Annotated in this window: 18 protein-coding genes; 10 read left to right on the top strand and 8 right to left on the bottom strand. The window is 65.3% G+C overall.

The window, feature by feature from the left end; all coding sequences use genetic code 11:
* Window positions 1-72: 72 nt before the first annotated feature.
* A complete protein-coding gene (gene miaA / locus ACEQZ0_RS03580) occupies window positions 73-1,026 on the bottom strand; it encodes a tRNA (adenosine(37)-N6)-dimethylallyltransferase MiaA (protein ID WP_370188471.1) in 954 nt (317 codons plus the stop codon).
* 19 nt (window positions 1,027-1,045) lie between these two features.
* On the opposite strand from miaA, the gene serB reads away from it, so the two are divergent.
* Both serB and ACEQZ0_RS03570 read left to right on the top strand, forming a co-directional pair.
* Window positions 1,046-1,912: a phosphoserine phosphatase SerB gene (gene serB, locus ACEQZ0_RS03575; protein WP_370188469.1), complete on the top strand. Its 867-nt coding sequence runs from the start codon at window positions 1,046-1,048 to the stop codon at window positions 1,910-1,912.
* Window positions 1,913-1,982: 70 nt separating this feature from the next.
* Complete coding sequence (locus tag ACEQZ0_RS03570) at window positions 1,983-2,819, top strand: Coq4 family protein (protein WP_370188467.1); 837 nt, start codon at window positions 1,983-1,985, stop codon at window positions 2,817-2,819.
* Between the two features lie 2 nt (window positions 2,820-2,821).
* On the opposite strand, the gene ACEQZ0_RS03565 is transcribed toward ACEQZ0_RS03570, so the two are convergent.
* The 6 genes from ACEQZ0_RS03565 to ACEQZ0_RS03540 all read right to left on the bottom strand — a co-directional run bounded on the left by ACEQZ0_RS03565 (window position 2,822) and on the right by ACEQZ0_RS03540 (window position 7,725).
* Window positions 2,822-3,493 carry a nitroreductase family protein gene (locus ACEQZ0_RS03565; protein WP_370188465.1) on the bottom strand — a complete coding sequence of 224 codons (672 nt, stop codon included), beginning with the start codon at window positions 3,491-3,493 and terminating at the stop codon, window positions 2,822-2,824.
* A gap of 27 nt (window positions 3,494-3,520) precedes the next feature.
* Window positions 3,521-3,898, bottom strand: a complete 378-nt coding sequence (locus tag ACEQZ0_RS03560) for an argininosuccinate lyase (RefSeq protein ID WP_370188463.1) — start codon at window positions 3,896-3,898, stop codon at window positions 3,521-3,523.
* A 79-nt stretch (window positions 3,899-3,977) separates the two neighbouring features.
* Entirely contained in the window at window positions 3,978-4,385 is a 408-nt protein-coding gene (locus ACEQZ0_RS03555) for a DUF3052 family protein (protein WP_370188461.1), read from the bottom strand.
* A 3-nt stretch (window positions 4,386-4,388) separates the two neighbouring features.
* Window positions 4,389-6,635 (bottom strand): phosphoribosylformylglycinamidine synthase subunit PurL, encoded by a 2,247-nt coding sequence (purL, locus tag ACEQZ0_RS03550; protein ID WP_370188459.1) that lies wholly within the window; start codon window positions 6,633-6,635, stop codon window positions 4,389-4,391.
* A 10-nt stretch (window positions 6,636-6,645) separates the two neighbouring features.
* Window positions 6,646-7,326: a hypothetical protein gene (locus tag ACEQZ0_RS03545; protein WP_370188457.1), complete on the bottom strand. Its 681-nt coding sequence runs from the start codon at window positions 7,324-7,326 to the stop codon at window positions 6,646-6,648.
* A gap of 3 nt (window positions 7,327-7,329) precedes the next feature.
* Window positions 7,330-7,725, bottom strand: coding sequence for a DUF2177 family protein (locus tag ACEQZ0_RS03540; protein ID WP_370188455.1), 396 nt, complete (start codon window positions 7,723-7,725; stop codon window positions 7,330-7,332).
* 64 nt (window positions 7,726-7,789) lie between these two features.
* Here ACEQZ0_RS03540 and ACEQZ0_RS03535 point away from each other — a divergent pair, with 64 nt between their 5' ends.
* The 5 genes from ACEQZ0_RS03535 to queA all read left to right on the top strand — a co-directional run bounded on the left by ACEQZ0_RS03535 (window position 7,790) and on the right by queA (window position 11,341).
* Window positions 7,790-8,047 (top strand): exodeoxyribonuclease VII small subunit, encoded by a 258-nt coding sequence (locus tag ACEQZ0_RS03535; protein WP_370188453.1) that lies wholly within the window; start codon window positions 7,790-7,792, stop codon window positions 8,045-8,047.
* A gap of 5 nt (window positions 8,048-8,052) precedes the next feature.
* Window positions 8,053-8,952, top strand: a complete 900-nt coding sequence (locus tag ACEQZ0_RS03530) for a polyprenyl synthetase family protein (RefSeq protein ID WP_370189919.1) — start codon at window positions 8,053-8,055, stop codon at window positions 8,950-8,952.
* The gene (gene coaD, locus ACEQZ0_RS03525; RefSeq protein WP_370189917.1) at window positions 8,949-9,461 is read left to right on the top strand and encodes a pantetheine-phosphate adenylyltransferase; all 513 of its coding nucleotides are present in this window, start codon (window positions 8,949-8,951) and stop codon (window positions 9,459-9,461) included. The genes ACEQZ0_RS03530 and coaD overlap by 4 nt, the downstream gene beginning before the upstream one ends.
* A gap of 84 nt (window positions 9,462-9,545) precedes the next feature.
* The gene (locus ACEQZ0_RS03520; RefSeq protein WP_370189915.1) at window positions 9,546-10,232 is read left to right on the top strand and encodes a peptidylprolyl isomerase; all 687 of its coding nucleotides are present in this window, start codon (window positions 9,546-9,548) and stop codon (window positions 10,230-10,232) included.
* A gap of 80 nt (window positions 10,233-10,312) precedes the next feature.
* On the top strand, window positions 10,313-11,341 hold the full coding sequence (gene queA, locus ACEQZ0_RS03515; RefSeq protein WP_370188451.1) for a tRNA preQ1(34) S-adenosylmethionine ribosyltransferase-isomerase QueA: 1,029 nt from the start codon (window positions 10,313-10,315) through the stop codon (window positions 11,339-11,341).
* On the opposite strand, the gene ACEQZ0_RS03510 is transcribed toward queA, so the two are convergent.
* Window positions 11,342-11,899, bottom strand: coding sequence for a TetR/AcrR family transcriptional regulator (locus ACEQZ0_RS03510; protein ID WP_370188449.1), 558 nt, complete (start codon window positions 11,897-11,899; stop codon window positions 11,342-11,344).
* 54 nt (window positions 11,900-11,953) lie between these two features.
* Between ACEQZ0_RS03510 and ACEQZ0_RS03505 the strand changes: the two genes are divergently transcribed.
* Genes ACEQZ0_RS03505 through ACEQZ0_RS03495 form a run of 3 tightly spaced genes read left to right on the top strand, consistent with a single transcriptional unit; the run spans window position 11,954 to window position 15,093 of the window.
* Window positions 11,954-13,384: a carotenoid oxygenase family protein gene (locus ACEQZ0_RS03505; RefSeq protein WP_370188447.1), complete on the top strand. Its 1,431-nt coding sequence runs from the start codon at window positions 11,954-11,956 to the stop codon at window positions 13,382-13,384.
* A 6-nt stretch (window positions 13,385-13,390) separates the two neighbouring features.
* Window positions 13,391-14,332, top strand: a complete 942-nt coding sequence (locus ACEQZ0_RS03500; protein ID WP_370188445.1) for an ABC transporter ATP-binding protein — start codon at window positions 13,391-13,393, stop codon at window positions 14,330-14,332.
* Window positions 14,329-15,093 (top strand): ABC transporter permease, encoded by a 765-nt coding sequence (locus ACEQZ0_RS03495; protein ID WP_370188443.1) that lies wholly within the window; start codon window positions 14,329-14,331, stop codon window positions 15,091-15,093. The genes ACEQZ0_RS03500 and ACEQZ0_RS03495 overlap by 4 nt, the downstream gene beginning before the upstream one ends.
* The last annotated feature ends 49 nt before the right edge of the window (window positions 15,094-15,142 follow it).

Here is a 15,142-nt window from a genome sequence, read left to right as displayed (position 1 = left end):
CAAATCGGCCCGGCGCTGGGGTCTGGAGCGCCGGGCCGACTGCACTCGAAATACGCGCGATGAATTACGCGGTCAAGCGTCGTGGCGAAATAAAGAAACAAAATAATCGTGCTGGCCAATAGATTTGTTATCAACGCGCGGCCAGTCGGCAGGGGGCTGGTTGCGGAACCAGGTGTATTGGCGCTTGGCATACTGCCGGGTGGCGGTCTGTCCTGCCGCGATGGCCTCGGCTCGCGACATTTCCCCGCGCAGGAGCGCGGCGACTTCGGGCACGCCGATCGCACGCATAACGGGAAGCGTGGGGTCGAGATCGCGGGCCAGCAGCGTCTCGACCTCCGCCAGCGCGCCCTCGTCCAGCATGATCTCGAAGCGCAGGTCGCAGCGCGCGTAGAGCCACTCCCGCTCGGGCAGCAGCACCAGCGGATAGAGCGTGATCTCGCCGCCGATGCCGCCCGTCTGCCGATCCTGCCAGTGGACCATCGGTCTGCCGGTCGAGCGCACCACCTCGAGAGCGCGCGCCATGCGCTGGATGTCGCGCGGACCGAGCCGACCGGCGGCCTCGGGGTCTTCCTCGAGCAGGCATTCGCGCAATTCATCGGCAGTGAGCGCGCGCACCACCTCGCGTATGGCGGGGTCGATTGCGGGGATAGGCGATATCCCGTCGAGCAGCGTACGCATGTAGAGGCCTGTCCCGCCGCACAGGATCGGCACGCCGCCGCGGGCATGGACGTCGCTGATGGCGCGCTTGGCGGCAGCGGCCCAGTCGGCGGCAGAGCAGGCTTCGCCACCATCCCACGAACCGAACAGTCTGTGTTCGATCCCGCGCATCTCGTCCTCGCTCGGCCGCGCGGAGAGCACGCGCAGGTCGCGATAGACCTGCTGGCTGTCGGCGTTGATCACCACGCCCTGCCGCCCCTCGGCGGCCAGCCGCTCGCCGAGCTGCACCGCGAGATCGCTCTTGCCGCTTGCGGTCGGCCCTGCAATGAGCGCGACCGGCTTTTTTTCGGGAGGATTCCTGGTGCTCATTGCCCGGCTGATAGCAGACATGGACGCCGTGGAAACACGGCTCGAAGCAGCGATGACTGCCGCCTCGCAAGCCGACATGCCCGTGGCGATGGCTGGAATGCTAGATTTCTGCGGCGACGTACTCCAGCTCTCGCTCCCGCATGGCGACCGGGCGCGGCTTGGCGCCATCCTCGACGAGCATTTCGGCGACTGCGACCTGCTGATCGCCGACCACGCGATCGAGGCGCCGCGCCTGTTCGTATCGGACATGGATTCGACCATGATCGGGCAGGAGTGCATCGACGAGCTTGCCGATTTCGCAGGGATCAAGGATCGGGTTGCCGCAATCACCGAACGCGCGATGCTCGGTGAACTCGATTTCGAGAGCGCGCTCAAGGAACGCGTCGGGCTGCTCGAAGGCCTCGAGGAAGGTGCGATCGAACGCTGCCTCAGCGAACGGATCCGTCCCGTCGAGGGCGCGCGGACGCTGGTGGCCACCTTGCGCAGCAAGGGCTGCCGTACGGTCCTGGTAACCGGCGGGTTCCATCATTTCGCCGACCCGGTGGCCGAATCGCTCGGTTTCGAGCGGGTTGTCGGTAATCGCCTGGCTGTCGCCGGCGGCAAGCTGACCGGCGGGCTCGCCGGGCCGGTGAGCGATGCGTCGACCAAGCTTGCCACGCTGGTCGAGGAACGCGCGCTGTTGGGCGAAGGCGCGCGCGTACTGGCGACGGGCGACGGGGCCAACGACATCCCCATGATCGAAGCGGCCGACTACGGTATCGCCTATCGCGCCAAGCCGAAGGCTCGCGCGGCGGCCGCGGGCCGTATCGCGGGCCGAGACCTGACGGCCGTGCTCAAGCTGTTCGGCATTCCGCAAAGCGAATGGGTCGAGGATTTCCGCGCCTGATCGGGTGGCGCGCATTTCCAATCGCGCCATGTCGGTTTCTGTTAAGGACCGATATGCTATGACCCGACGCATGACCAGCAGCACACACGCCCTCTCAGGATTGGAAACCGCCCGCGACGGGACGCCGCTGCGTCATCCGCGGCGCCCCAAGGCGCGCTATCGCCCGTTGACCGCGCTGAAGCACTTCCGCGAGCTTCTCAAGGACAAGGAAAACACCGCCGAGGTCTTCAAGATCTATGACGCGCTGCCTTCGGGCCGGTTCATTCCCCGCGTCCGCGCCCTGACGCTGAGCCCGCAGGGCGAGGCGCTGCGCGCGAGCGAACCCTTCCTGCCGCCGATTCTCGATGATCACGCGGCCTTGCGCCGGCTTCCTGAAGGTTCGGTGGCGCAGGCCTATTGCGATTTCATGGAACGCGAAGGGCTGTCAGCCGCCGGTCTGGTCGAGGAATTCGAGAAGGCCGAACGCCCGACCTATGACGATCTCATCCAGTGGTTCGGATTCCGCCAGCGCGATACGCATGACCTGATGCATGTGCTGACGGGATATGGTCGCGACGCGCTGGGCGAGCAGTGCGTGCTGCTGTTCACCCATGGACAGGCGCCGAGCCAGGGCCACCTGCTGCTCGGCTATGCCGGGTCGATCCATCTCAAGAAGCTGGTCAAGAGCGCGGCACCGGTGATGAAGGCGGTGCGCCAGGCGCATCGCACCGGCAAGGCCTGCCCGCCGCTGGTCGGCCTGTCGATCCGCGAACTGCTGGAGAAAGACCTGCAACAGGCACGGGCCGAGTTGAACATTCCCGAGCCGGACTGGTATCGCGAATGCCACCGTGTCTGGCGAGAGGAGGGCATCGACCCCTATGACTTGCTCGCGCAGGAGCGGGACACCGAATTGGCCGCCGCCGCCTGATTTCAGAGCCAGCTGGCGATCTGGTCGAGCGGCTTCTTTTTCAGCGCATGGGCGGGAACGGTGGCGCCATCGGCGGGGTGCCCCACGACTACAATCATCAACGGTTTTTCGTGAGTGGGCCTGCCGCATATTTCGCGCAGGAAACCCATCGGCGAGGGCGTGTGGGTCAGCGTCGCCAACCCCGCTTCGTGGAGCGTCGCGATCAGCAGGCCGCAGGCCATTCCGACGCTTTCGTTGACATAGTAGTTCTGTGTCCGGCCATCCTCTTCGATCCCGCCCTTGCGCTGCGCGAAGACCACGATCAGCCAGGGGGCGGTTTCGAGAAACGGCTTGTCTTCGTCCGTCCCGAGCGGAGCGAGCGCCTCGAGCCACTCCTCGCTCGCCTTGCCCGCATAGAACTTGCGCTCTTCCTCCTCCGCCGCCTCGCGGATCGCGCGCTTTGCGTCGGGGGAGGATACTACCGCGAAATGCCAGGGCTGGTGATTGGCCCCGTTGGGTGCCGACCCGGCAGCCTCGATCGCTGCTGCAATCACGGCGCGGGGAACCGGCCTGTCGGAAAACTCGCGGCAGGTACGCCGCTGCCTGAGCCGGTCGCGCAAGGATCGCGCACGCGCGATGCTTTGCGTGTCGGGGAGGACGGGGAGCGAATAGGGTAGGGCTTCATGATCGCGCATGAGACCGTCCCTAGCGTATGCAGGCTGTCAATGCGAAGCGGTCAGGTGGGTATCCCCCGTGCGTGCATTGTAGAAAAGCTCGAAGTGCCAGTCCTCGCACAGGTCGAGCCCGTCCCAGACAGCCTCTTCGCCATCGTTGTAGACCACTTTCAGGTCCCAATCGCAGGTATTTTCGGAACGCCGGAAATCGAGTTCGAATTCCTGCCCGTCCTCGAGCACGTCCCAAGCGAGCACATCCTCTTCCCAGCCGAGCGAAGATGCGGGCGAAATGTAGATCTCGGAAATCGTGTAGCCGGTCGAATTAACCAGCGTGATCTTCTCGTACATTTGTGCCACGGCCCCGCTTGCGGCGCCGACAGCGAGTGCCGCCCCTGCACAAAGCTTCAGCCATATCCGTTTGGTCATGCCGACATCTCCCCCGTAGACGAGCGCGACCCATGCCGATTCTAGGCGCCAATTGCCGGCGCGCAATGGGGAATTGCGGTCAGCGCAATTCCTTGCGTATGACCAGCTTCAGCCCGGACCAGATATCGTCCACGGCGCAGACCTTGGTATCGACAAGGCCCAGCGGCAGAGCGACCTCGCGGATCGTGTCCTCGGTAATGTCGGTCGGGACTTGCGAAGCTTTCTTGGGCCAGCTCACCCAGATGTGCCCGTCGCGCGCCATCGTTTCGCGCAAGGTCGCGAGTTTGGTTTCCATCGCGGCCCGCTCGGTGACGAATATATGCGCTGCGTCGGGGCGCTCTTCGGGACCGGCGACGAAAGTCAGTTCCAGCGCATATTCGCCGATCTCGTCCTGCACGCTCTCCGGCATGGCGTCGAACCACACACGCTGCCCGTCGCGCAGGCTGAGCTTCTTCGCCAGCGGCGTGCCCGAATAGCCCGCCGCCATGGCTCAGGCCTCCATCCATTCGGCAAAGAAGCTGCGGTGCGCCTCGCGCAGGCGGTTCACCGGAACGCCGAACAGGCTGTCGCCACCGGTGGTGCCGAGGCGGAAGAAGCCGACGCGCGCAGTGTCCTCGTTTTCGGTACCCTTGGCGAGATAGGCGTTGAAGGCTTCGGCATCGGGCACGGTGATGACATAACGGCCCTGGTCCTCGCCGAACCACCACTGCGCTTGCGTGTAGTCCTCGTTGCGCTTGACCTCGGCGCCGATGCCGCCCGCCATCGCCATTTCGGCGAGCGCCACGGCGATCCCGCCGTCGGAAACGTCGTGGACCGCGCTGACGAGGCCCGCCTCGATCAGTTCGCGAACGCCTTCGCCGGCATTCTTCTCGAGCGTCAGATCGACCGGCGGGGCGCGCCCTTCGTCGCGGCCGTGGATCTCGGCGAGCCACAGCGACTTGCCGAGGTGCGAGCGTTCGGGGTCGGGGGTGGCCCATTCCTCGGGCCAGATGAGGTAGATCGCCTCGCCTTCGGCCTTGAAGGGCATCGTCATCATGCGATCGTAATCGTCGATCAGCCCGACGCCGCCGATGGCCGGGGTGGGTAGGATGGCCGAGCCGCCGCCGGTCGCCTTGCTTTCGTTGTAAAGGCTGACGTTGCCCGAGACGATCGGGAAATCGAGCGCGCGGCAGGCATCGCCCATGCCTTCGAGCGCATGGACGAATTGCGCCATGATCTCGGGACGCTGCGGGTTGGCGAAGTTGAGGCAATTGGTCACCGCCAGCGGACGCGCGCCGACAGCGCACAGGTTGCGATAGGCCTCGGCGATCGCCTGCTTGCCGCCCTCATAGGGGTTTGCGTGGACGTAGCGCGGCGTGCAGTCGGTGCTGATCGCAAGCGCTTTCTTGGTGCCGTGGACCCTGACCACGCCTGCATCGCCGCCGGTCTGCAGCGTGTCCGCACCGACCTGGCTGTCGTATTGCTCGGAAATCCACTTGCGCGAGGAGAGGTTGGGCGAGACGAGCAGCTTGAGGAGGTCTCCGCCGACATCGTCGCTATCGGGCCGGTTGGTCATCGGCGTGATGCCGGCCCACTCGGTGTATTCCTCCTTGGAAAGATAGGGGCGGTCGTACTCGGGTGCGTCCGCAGCGAGCGGGCCGAGCGGAATGTCGCAGACGACCTCGCCACCGAATTCGAGCACCATGTGCTGCGTGTCGGTAACTTCGCCGATGACCGCGAAATCGAGTTCCCATTTCTCGAAGATGGCGGCTGCCATAGCTTCCTTGCCGGGCTTCAGCACCATGAGCATGCGCTCCTGGCTTTCGCTCAGCATCATTTCGTAGGGCGTCATGCCCTCTTCGCGGCACGGCACCTTGTCCATGTCGAGGCGGATGCCGGCCTTGCCGTTGGTCGCCATTTCGACGCTGGAGGAGGTGAGGCCCGCCGCGCCCATGTCCTGGATCGCCACGATGGCATCGGTTGCCATCAGTTCGAGGCAGGCTTCGATCAGCAGCTTTTCGGTGAAGGGGTCGCCCACCTGCACGGTGGGGCGTTTCGCGTCGGCGTCTTCCTCGAAATCGGCGCTGGCCATGGTCGCGCCGTGGATCCCGTCGCGGCCGGTCTTCGAGCCGACATAGACGATCGGATTGCCCACACCCGTTGCCGCCGAATAGAAGATCTTGTCGGCATCGGCGACGCCCACCGTCATCGCATTGACGAGGATGTTGCCGTCATAGGCGGGGTGGAAATTGGTCTCGCCGCAGACGGTCGGCACGCCCACGCAATTGCCGTAGCCGCCGATGCCGGCAACCACGCCCTGCACGAGATGCTTCATCTTGGGGTGTTCAGGGCGCCCGAAGCGCAGCGCATTGGCATTGGCCACCGGGCGCGCGCCCATGGTGAAGACGTCGCGCAGGATCCCGCCGACGCCGGTCGCCGCCCCCTGATAGGGCTCGATGTAGCTCGGGTGGTTGTGGCTCTCCATCTTGAAGATCGCCGCCTGACCATCGCCGATATCGATGACCCCGGCATTCTCGCCGGGACCGCAGATCACCCAGGGCGCTTCGGTCGGCAGCTTTTTCAGGTGGAGGCGCGAACTTTTGTAGGAGCAGTGCTCCGACCACATGACCGAGAAGATTCCCAGCTCGACCAGATTGGGCTCCCTTCCCAGCGCGTGCAGGACGCGCTCGTATTCCTCGGGGCTGAGGCCGTGCTGGGAGACGACTTCGGGGGTGATCGCGGATTCGACTGTTGCCATGCGCGCGCGCTTAGCGCCGCACGCTCGGAACCGCCAGTCCCACCTTGTTTTTATGCCATCGTGTCGACTGAACCCAGATCGCCAATGCGGTGAGGAAACCGTAGCTCGCGAGCGCCAGGAGATACATGCCTATCCCTGCTGCGGCGGGCTTGGCGCCGAACCAGTCGATCGCCTGGAACAACAGCAGCGCGGCAAGCAGGATTAGCGGGGGAACCAGCGGACCCTTCGTCCGGCGGATGTAAAACCAATAGGCGAGCAGCACGATGCCGATTTCGAGCGGCATTTCGATCGAGGGGGCGTTCCACAGGCCGAGGCCGTATCTGGTTTCGCCCCCGGCGATGGTCAGATCGGGGCGGTGGACCAGCAGGTCTAGAAGCCAGTGGCTCATGACCACGATCGCCCCCCAGGTCGCGCCGACGAGATTGCGTGTGACCAGCCAGATCACCATTCCGAAGCCGATCGCCCAGATCGCGCTCCCTGCCAGGCTGTGCGTATAGGGCATGTGATAGAGATCGAGCGGATTCATCGTGGTGATCCCGGGGACCAGCCGCAGTTTTTCGATTCCGACGATCGCCAGCAGGAAGAAGGCCCAGTCGACAAGCTGCGCCGCGAGGAAGAGCGTGCCCAGCTTGGGCGCCTCGTCGGTGATGGCGCGCGCCGCGAATGCGGGGGCGAAGTGACCGATGAACATGGCTCAGCCGAACCGGTTTGCGGCAAGGGTCGCGGCGCTGGCCGCGATGGCGGTGGCGAAAGCGCCCCAGGCGATATCGGCAATTGTCACCGTGGTGGACCAGTGGCGCAGCGTCGCCTGGTTGGTCAGGTCGTAGGTGGCGTAGCATATCGCGCCGAGCAGCGCGCCATTGAGCGCCGCCGTGCCGAGCCCCCCGGCGATGCCGGGGCGCACGGCGAACCAGACGATCGCGGCGATATAGGCGCAATAGAAGACCAGCGCGGGGACAAGCCGAAACTCGCCCGCCAGCAGCGCGCCGAGCCTGGGGCGGTAGAAATTGGGCCCTGCCCAGTTCAGCCACACGGCGTCGAGCCCGCCAAAAACCAGTGCGGCGACCCCGACGGCGACAATCCACGTCATATTGCCCGTCCCCCTTTTGGGTTTACTTGACCGCGCGCAGGCGGGCCGTCAATGCTTGCCCGCGATGGCAGAGGAACAGTCACAGATTCCGGACATGAGCTTCGAACAGGCGCTCCGCGAGCTTGAAAGTGTGGTTCGCCGGCTCGAAAGCGGCGACGTGCCGCTCGACGAGAGCATCGATCTCTACGAGCGCGGCGAGCAATTGCGCAAGGCGTGCCAGGCGCGGCTCGATGCGGCACAGGCGCGGATCGAGAAGATCGTCCAGGGCGCCGATGGCAAGCCGGCGGGCACCGAGCCGTTCGACGCGGGCAATCCCGCGTGAGCGTGATGACGACCATGCCCGACCTGCTTGGCGATGCCTTCGAACGGATCCAGGGAGAGGTCGACAGTGCCTTCGACGCCTTCCTGCCGGTACCGCGGGACACGCGGGCGCGGCTCGTCGAAGCGATGCGCTATGCCGCGATTGGCGGTGGCAAGCGTGTGCGGCCCTTGCTCGTCGTGGCAACCGCCGAACTTTACGGGGTCAACCGCGACGCGGCTGTCAACGTCGGCTGCGCGGTCGAGGCGATCCATGCCTATTCGCTGATTCACGACGACCTGCCGTGCATGGACGATGACGAATTGCGCCATGGCAAGCCGACGCTCCACCGCAAGTTCGACGAGGCGACCGCCGTGCTCGCGGGCGACTGCCTGCATGCACTCGCGTTCGACATTCTGACCCAACCCGATACCAGCGCCGACCCCTTCGTGCGTGCCGAACTGGTCGCGACACTCGCCCGCGCCAGCGGCCACGAGGGTATGGCCGGGGGGCAGATGATGGACATCGTTTCCGAACAGCAAGCCTACGACCTGCGCCAGATCACCCGACTCCAGCAGCTCAAGACCGGCGCGCTGCTTGCCGCCAGCGTCGAGATGGGCGCGGTGCTGGGCAGGGTCCCGCCCGAGGGGCGGACGCATCTGCGTGCCTATGCCCGCGACATCGGGCTCGCCTTCCAGATCGCCGACGATTTGCTCGATATCGAGGGGGACGAGGCGAAGGCTGGCAAGGCACTGCGCAAGGACGCGGGGCAGGGCAAGCAGACCTTCGTCACGCTGATGGGTGCCGATCAGGCGCGCGCGCAGGCGGAAATGCTGGTCGAACAGGCAGGGCGCCATCTCGCCGGCCATGGCCAGGACGCGCGGCTGCTCGTCGAGTTGGCGCATTTCATCGTCAGGAGGGACCACTGATGGCCCGCCGCATCGGCATATATCCGGGCACGTTCGACCCGATCACGCTCGGCCACATGGACATTATCGAGCGCGGGGCGAAGCTGGTTGACGAGCTGATCATCGGGGTCACCACAAATATCGCGAAATCGCCGATGTTCGACGATGACGAGCGTATCGCCATGGTCGAACGCGAGGTCGCCGGGGTCGATTGCGAGAGCATACGCGTGGTCGGCTTCAATTCGCTGCTGATGGATTTCGCCGAGCAAATGAATGCCGGGATCGTGATCCGCGGGATCCGCGGAGTGACCGATTTCGAATATGAATACCAGCTCACAGGGATGAACCGGCAGCTCAACGACCGGATCGAGACGGTCTTCCTGATGGCCGATGTCGAACTGCAGCCGATCGCCAGCCGATTGGTCAAGGAAATCGCGCTCTACGGCGGTCCGATCGACAAGTTTGTCACTCCCAGCGTGCGCGACGATGTCGAGGCGCGCGTGCGCAAGCTCGGGGGCAAGGGCGGCTGAGGGGCCCATACCAACCTATTCATTGAACGGACAGTCACCCCTCGCTAGACGGTCCGCCATCCAGGACATTGCTACGGAATGACGATGCTCAAGACTTCGCTTGCCCTTGCCGCCGCGTTGACCCTCGCTGCGACGCCCTTTGCCGTCCAGGCGCAGGACGAGGCCGCGGCCGCCGAGCCCGCCGCCGATACGCGGGTCTACTCGCCGGTCAATTTCAACGTCGAGGAAGATCTCGAGAACATCCTCCTGCTCGACCTCTCGAACGGGCAGCGCGTGGCGATCCGACTGAAGCCCGACTGGGCCCCCCGTCACGTCGAGCGGATCAAGACGCTGACCCGGCAGGGTTTCTACGACGGGGTGATCTTCCACCGCGTGATCGACGGCTTCATGGCCCAGACCGGCGATCCGACCGGGACCGGCACGGGCGGGTCCGAGCTCCCCGACCTGGCCCAGGAGTTCAATCCGATGCCGCATGTCCGTGGCACCGTCTCGATGGCGCGCGCCGCGAGCGAGGATAGCGCCAACAGCCAGTTCTTCATCATTTTCTATCCGCGCTTCAACCTCGACAGCAACTACACCAATTTCGGGCGCGTGATTGCGAACATGGCCGCAGTCGACGCGATCCAGCGCGGCGAGCCGCCCGCCAATCCGACGCGGATCCTGCAGGCCTCGATCGCGGCCGACCACAAGCCGGTGCCGACGATGCCCGCGCCGCGGGTTGCCGACGAGGATATTTCGGCCGACGACCTCAACGCGCCGCTCGGGAACTGACTTTCCATCGCGCCGCACCCGGACTAGGGGCGGCGCGATGAAGGCCCTTCGACACGCTCAGGACAATCGAGATCCGCGTCATGCGCGTTGATCTTTTCGATTTCGAACTGCCGCCCGAACGGATCGCGTTGCGCCCTGCGCGACCGCGTGACGCCGCGCGCATGCTCGTCGTGCATAAGGATGGCCCCTTCGAGGATCGCGGCGTGCGCGACCTGCCGCAGCTGCTGCGCGCGGGCGATGTGCTGGTGTTCAACGATACGCGCGTGATCCCCGCCCAGCTCGAGGGACGACGCGGCGAGGCGAAGATCGGCGCGACATTGCACAAGCGCATCGACCTCAGGCGCTGGCAGGCTTTCGTCCGCAATGCCAAGCGGTTGCGCGTCGGCGATACGGCAGAATTCGGTGGCGGGGTGACCGCGATCGCCGAGGAGCGGCTTGCCGATGGCAGCTTCGTGCTGTTCTTCGAGGGGGAGGAGCCGGTCGAGGTCCTGCTCGAACGCGCGGGCCGCATGCCGCTGCCGCCCTATATCGCGGGCAAGCGCGACACAGACGAGCGCGACCGCGAGGATTATCAGACCATGTTTGCGGTGGAAGACGGCGCCGTCGCCGCCCCGACCGCTGCGCTTCATTTCACGCCGGAGCTGATCGCGGCGCTCGATAAGGCTGGCATTAGCCGCGAGACGCTCACGCTGCATGTCGGTGCGGGGACTTTCCTGCCGGTGAAGGCCGAGGATACCGACGACCACGCGATGCATGCCGAATGGGGCCGGATCGAGCCCGAAACCGCCGAGCGGCTCAATGCCGCGCGCGACGCCGGGGGGAGGGTGATCGCGGTCGGCACAACCAGCCTGCGCCTTCTCGAAAGCGCGACGGGAGAGGATGGCGTGATCCGTCCATTTGCGGGCGACACCGCCATCTTCATCACGCCGGGATATACCTTCCGCGCGGTCGACGGTCTGATGACAAATTTCCACTTGCCCAAATCGACGCTGATGATGCTGGTGAGCGCGCTGATGGGGCGCGAGCGGATGATGGCGGCTTACGAACACGCCATCGCCGAGGAATACCGCTTCTACAGCTACGGCGATTCCTCGCTGTTGCTGCCCTGATCAGGGAAACAGGTTTTCGGTATCGAGCAGGCGGTCGATCAGGGCGTCGTCCGCCGGGATGCGCCCGTCGAGCATCAGCATCGCGATGCCGTGCGCGATCGACCACGCCTGTAGCGCCATCGTCTCCGCGCGTTCGCGATCGCTTGTCAGTGCCTGCGTGTTCGCCGTCAGAAGTGCGCGCGCGTCGTCGGGGCCGTCGTTCGCGTCGACCGGGTGACCCTGGGTGAACATCAGCCGGAACAGCGCCGGGTGGGCGAGCGCGAAGCGAACATAGGTACGGCCCGTCTCGGCAAAACCTGCCGCGCCGCCGCCTGCCATCTTCGCCGCTGCGGCCTGTTGGCTGCCGAGCAGCTTCAGTCCTTCATTCGCCAGGGCCTTGTCTAGCGCCTGCTTGTCCGGGAAGTGCCGGTAGACCGCGGTTGCGGAGACGCCCACTTCGCGCGCGAGTTCGCGCAGCGAAGGTGCCTTGCCTTGGGGGCCCTCGAGCGCGTTCAGCCCTGCCGCGATCAGCGCATCGCGCAGATTGCCGTGATGATAGGCTTCGTTCGATGTTGACACTGTTATCTTTGACCCTATGTTTACAGCGTTCACTTTAACCGGAGCGAGTCGGTCATGGCAAGTGTCATCGAGAAAACCATCCGCAAGGCCGTCACACCGGCGATCCAGGCCGTGGCCAGTTTCAACCGCGCCCGCCTGCCCGGGCCGCAGGACAATCCCTTCCTCAAGGGGGTCCACACGCCGCTGACCGAGGAGGTCACCCTCGATCGGCTCGAAGTGACCGGCAACATTCCGTCCGAACTCGATGGTCGCTATGTCCGCATCGGCCCGAACCCCTTCGGCGCGGGAAGCAGGGGGCACCATTGGTTCGTCGGCGACGGCATGGTCCACGGCGTGCGGCTGAAGGATGGCAAGGCCGAGTGGTACCGCAACCGTTTCATCCGCTCGCGCGATCTCGAAGGGAAGGGCGGCCCTGCGGCAGTCGGCGGCCCGCGCCGGGGTTTCGGCGATACGGTGAATACCAACGTCCTCGACATCGGCGGCAGGATCATGGCGCTGGTCGAGGCCAGCAGCTTCCCCGTCGAACTCGATGGCGATCTCGAGAGCGTCGCCTATTCCGACTTCGGCGGCGGGCTGACCGGGTCCTTCACCGCGCACCCGCATCATTGCCCGACGACCGGCGAATTCCACGCGATCTGCTATGACGGCATGTCGACCGACACGATCCGCCACGTGGCGCTCGACAGCGCGGGGCGCGTGCTGCGCGAAACGCCGATCGCCGTGCAGGACGGGCCCTCGATCCACGATTGCGCGCTGACCGGGAATTTCGTCGTCATCCTCGACCTGCCGGTGACCTTCTCGATGCAGGCGCTGATTGCAGGCCACAAGTTTCCCTATCGCTGGAACCGCGCGCACCGCGCCCGCGTCGGCCTGCTGCCGCGCGGCGGATCGGGCGACCGGGTTGTCTGGCACGAGGTCGATCCCTGCTACGTCTTCCACGTCGGCAACAGTTTCGAGGACGACGCCGGCCGCGTGGTCATCGATCTCTGCGCCTACGAGACGATTTTCGACGGCGAGATGGCAGGACCTTACGGCAAGTCGCTGGGGCTCGAGCGCTGGACGCTCGACGGCAAGGGCGGGAAGGTCGCGCGCGAGACGCTCGATCCGGCCGGGCAGGAATTCCCGCGCCCCGACGAACGCTATTTCACGAAGGACTATCGCTACCTGTGGGCGATGGGATTGCCCGAAGACGGCGACCTCGAATTCGTCGCGCCCATGCCGCTCTACCGCCACGACCTTGCCACGGGCGAGCGCGTGCAGCGCGATTTCGGCGAGGGCCGCATTCCCGGCGAGTTCGTCTTCGTTCCGCGCAGCAACGATGCGCCCGAAGGCGATGGCTGGGTGATGGGCTATGTCATCGACCGCAACGAAGGCACCAGCGCGCTGGAAATCCTCGATGCCATGAGCCTCGAGCCGGTCGCATCGGTGCATATCCCCCACCTCATCCCCCCGGGCTTTCACGGCAACTGGATCGCCGCTAGCTAGAGACATGTGGATCCGATTCTCGAACTCAGCGGCCTGTCGAAGGTCTATCCCGGCGGGCTGAAGGCGCTCGACGATGTCGACCTCACCATCCGCAAGGGCGAGATTTTCGCGCTGCTCGGGCCGAACGGGGCTGGCAAGACCACGTTGATCGGTGCGGTCTGCGGCCTCGTACGGCCGACCGGCGGCACGATCCGCGCGTTCGGGCACGACATGGCGAGCGACTGGCGCCGGGCGAGGAGCCGCATCGGGTTGGTGCCGCAGGAACTCTCGACCGACATGTTCGAGCCGGTGAAGCGCGCCGTCAGCTACTCGCGCGGCCTCTTCGGCCTGTCGCCGAATCCGGCGCGGATCGAGGAGATCCTGCGGTCGCTCAGCCTGTGGGACAAGCGCGACGAGCGCATCATGGCGCTGTCGGGCGGGATGAAGCGCCGCGTGCTGATCGCCAAGGCGCTGGCGCACGAACCCGACTTGCTGTTCCTCGACGAGCCGACCGCGGGCGTCGACGTCGAACTGCGCAAGGGCATGTGGGCGATCATCGACGAGATGCGCAGCCGCGGGGTGACGATCATCCTGACCACGCACTATATCGAGGAAGCCGAGATGATGGCCGACCGCGTCGGCATCATCAATCGCGGCAAGCTGCTGATGGTCGACGAGAAGGACGCGATGATGGCGCGGCTAGGGCGGACCGAGGCGCATATCACTCTGGCGCAGCCGCTTGCGGTGCTCCCTCCCGAAATCGCCCGCTTCCCGGTCGAGCTGGAAGAGGGTGGCACCTCGCTCTGCTATCGCGGCGGCGACGGCACCGGAAAGGGCAAGGCCGAAGTGGCCGAGTTGACCAAGGCGCTGATTGGCTCCGGCATCGACTACACCGGCATCGACACGCGCGAGAGCAGCCTCGAGGATATCTTCGTGTCGCTGCTCGGCGAAAGGGAGGGCGCGGCATGATTTCCTGGCGCTCTACATGGTCGATCTACACGCGCGAGCTTATGCGTTTTCTGCGCACCGCCTTCCAGTCGGTGCTCGCGCCCGTCCTCACCACCTCGCTCTATTTCATCGTCTTCGGCGCGGCGATCGGCGGGCGCATGCCCGACCTCGGCGGGGTCGATTACGGCGCCTTCATCATCCCCGGCCTGCTGATGCTCACCCTGCTCGGCGAAACCACGAACAATTCCAGTTTCGGCATCTACATGCCGCGCTTCACCGGCACGATCTACGAACTGCTGAGCGCGCCGGTGGGCGTGGCCGAGACGCTGATCGGCTTCGTCGGCGCGGCAATGACCAAGAGCCTGATCCTCGCCACGATCATCCTCGTCACCGCGCGGCTGTTCGTCGATTATTCGATCGCGCATCCGCTGCTGGCTCTGGTCTACGTCATGCTGGTCGCCGCGGCGTTCAGCCTGTTCGGCTTCATCCTCGGTATCTGGGCGGACAATTTCGAAAAGCTCAACATGATTCCGATGCTCTTTCTCACCCCGCTGACCTTCCTCGGCGGGACCTTCTACTCGATCGAGATGTTGCCCAAGCCATGGGACACGATCGCGCTCGCCAACCCGATCGTCTACCTCGTCAGCGGGCTGCGCTGGACCTTCTACGGCTCGGCCGACGTCGATATCCGGGTCAGTTTCACCATCACGCTCGGCTTCCTGGCGATATGCGTCGCTGTGATTGCCTATATCTTCCGCACGGGCTGGCGGTTGCGCGCCTGAGCCTTCGCATACGATTGCGGGTTGGCGCGGGGGCGCACAAGACGCTAGG

Source organism: Qipengyuania sp. (genome assembly GCF_964227205.1).
Lineage (GTDB): Bacteria > Pseudomonadota > Alphaproteobacteria > Sphingomonadales > Sphingomonadaceae > Qipengyuania.
This window is presented reverse-complemented; position numbering and strand designations above follow the sequence as displayed.

Coding starts and splice junctions, on each gene's coding strand:
- ACEQZ0_RS03540 (WP_370188455.1), bottom strand. CDS start 7,725: ATGACGTGGATTGTCGCCGTCGGGGTCGCCGCACTGGTTTTTGGCGGG.
- ACEQZ0_RS03545 (WP_370188457.1), bottom strand. CDS start 7,326: ATGTTCATCGGTCACTTCGCCCCCGCATTCGCGGCGCGCGCCATCACC.
- ACEQZ0_RS03570 (WP_370188467.1), top strand. CDS start 1,983: ATGACCAGCAGCACACACGCCCTCTCAGGATTGGAAACCGCCCGCGAC.
- ACEQZ0_RS03560 (WP_370188463.1), bottom strand. CDS start 3,898: ATGACCAAACGGATATGGCTGAAGCTTTGTGCAGGGGCGGCACTCGCT.
- ACEQZ0_RS03535 (WP_370188453.1), top strand. CDS start 7,790: ATGGCAGAGGAACAGTCACAGATTCCGGACATGAGCTTCGAACAGGCG.
- queA (WP_370188451.1), top strand. CDS start 10,313: ATGCGCGTTGATCTTTTCGATTTCGAACTGCCGCCCGAACGGATCGCG.
- ACEQZ0_RS03565 (WP_370188465.1), bottom strand. CDS start 3,493: ATGCGCGATCATGAAGCCCTACCCTATTCGCTCCCCGTCCTCCCCGAC.
- serB (WP_370188469.1), top strand. CDS start 1,046: ATGGACGCCGTGGAAACACGGCTCGAAGCAGCGATGACTGCCGCCTCG.
- ACEQZ0_RS03555 (WP_370188461.1), bottom strand. CDS start 4,385: ATGGCGGCGGGCTATTCGGGCACGCCGCTGGCGAAGAAGCTCAGCCTG.
- miaA (WP_370188471.1), bottom strand. CDS start 1,026: ATGAGCACCAGGAATCCTCCCGAAAAAAAGCCGGTCGCGCTCATTGCA.
- ACEQZ0_RS03505 (WP_370188447.1), top strand. CDS start 11,954: ATGGCAAGTGTCATCGAGAAAACCATCCGCAAGGCCGTCACACCGGCG.
- purL (WP_370188459.1), bottom strand. CDS start 6,635: ATGGCAACAGTCGAATCCGCGATCACCCCCGAAGTCGTCTCCCAGCAC.
- ACEQZ0_RS03520 (WP_370189915.1), top strand. CDS start 9,546: ATGCTCAAGACTTCGCTTGCCCTTGCCGCCGCGTTGACCCTCGCTGCG.
- ACEQZ0_RS03495 (WP_370188443.1), top strand. CDS start 14,329: ATGATTTCCTGGCGCTCTACATGGTCGATCTACACGCGCGAGCTTATG.
- ACEQZ0_RS03530 (WP_370189919.1), top strand. CDS start 8,053: ATGACGACCATGCCCGACCTGCTTGGCGATGCCTTCGAACGGATCCAG.